Annotated in this window: 2 protein-coding genes; one reads left to right on the top strand and one right to left on the bottom strand. The window is 45.1% G+C overall.

Going from position 1 to position 758, the window contains the following annotated elements; genetic code table 11:
- Positions 1 to 269: hypothetical protein (locus A3762_RS28015; RefSeq protein ID WP_197469549.1), on the top strand; the 269-nt coding region annotated here is incomplete at its 5' end.
- Here A3762_RS28015 and A3762_RS23835 read toward each other — a convergent pair.
- Positions 244 to 758, bottom strand: a 515-nt coding sequence (locus tag A3762_RS23835) for a LysR substrate-binding domain-containing protein (RefSeq protein WP_231878913.1), incomplete at its 5' end; no start/stop codon positions are given. The two genes, A3762_RS28015 and A3762_RS23835, sit on opposite strands and share 26 nt — an antisense overlap.

Here is a 758-nt window from a genome sequence, read left to right on the forward strand (position 1 = left end):
TAGATCTGTATTACAACATCCATCTAGGGAGTCTTGTAGACGATATTGAGTCAGTGAATCTATTTATTGACAAACAAACGAGCGTTCAAGACACCGTATATCGCTGTGAGCTCGATGTAATACCAGCGAATGGTCAGAAGATATCTATTGCACTCGAACTTGAGAATTGTGGCGCAGCGATCGAGCAGATCTTCGCCAAAGCGAGACGCTCAATGCTGCGTAGAATACGAGGAATCAATGAGCCTACAACAGTTGCTCAGACTGGTTGATCGAAGCTAGATTTGAACGCGCGGTTTCGGTAACCGACACCACCGCAGGATGTTTTAACTTTCGCTCTGGCGAAATCACGAAGAAGTGCTCTGATACATCAGACACTTCTCCAATTGCCTTTACCCCATACATTGTTTCAACTTGTCGACGCATAGCACTTGGCGCTGGGAAGAAGCCCGCGCCTGCCTCGCCAAAAGCTTTGAGTAATGCACTATCATCAAATTCAGCGACGATTTTCGGAATAATGCCTTCTCGATCGAACCAATCATCGAGACTGCGACGCAAGACATGATTATTCACTGGCAACAAAACAGGCGCATTATCTAAGAATTTGGGGAATGAACCTTCGTATTGCGCGCACAGGGCGGGTGTTCCAAAAAAGGTCAAATCACTTTCGCCTAACTCATGACTGTAAGCTTTTACATTTAAGCCTGTTGGAATACTTCGATCAGACAAAATCAAATCAAGTTTATGGACGGCTAAGTCTC

The organism is Oleiphilus sp. HI0125 (genome assembly GCF_001635355.1).